The 377-nt window shown below is 48.0% G+C and carries 1 protein-coding gene; it reads right to left on the minus strand.

Annotation, left to right across the window (positions count from 1 at the left end; all coding sequences use genetic code 11):
• Window positions 1–377, minus strand: a 377-nt coding sequence (locus LZP73_RS19410; protein WP_234236551.1) for a 4Fe-4S binding protein, incomplete at both ends; no start/stop codon positions are given.

Consider the following 377-nt stretch of genomic DNA (forward strand, 5'->3'; position numbering starts at 1 on the left):
AACTTTCGGCATTGCGACGAATCTTAAACGGCGATAATAGCGAAACCACGCCCATCAGCGCGCCATATGGGCAAAGATAACGACACCAGGCATGGCGAATAAACAGGCTGGCAATCAGCAAAACGATCATGCTGATTAATGTCGCGGTCCCCATATGACGAAAGAAATCGAGCATTTTAACGTCCATCACCACGCTGTAGGGCGACAACATAAAATAGTGAATCGCCTGAGCGGGCATCAATAACGCGATATAGAGAAAAAAACTCAACAGCAAATACTTCACGCCGCGCAGAGGAATATCCAGCCAGCGGGGAAGGACAAATTGCCGACCAAACAGTTTGTTACCGAGATCGCCGATTAATTCCGAAAGCGTACCA

Source organism: Shewanella sp. AS16, from assembly GCF_021412365.1.
In the GTDB taxonomy this organism is placed as follows: Bacteria; Pseudomonadota; Gammaproteobacteria; order Enterobacterales; family Shewanellaceae; genus Shewanella; species Shewanella salipaludis.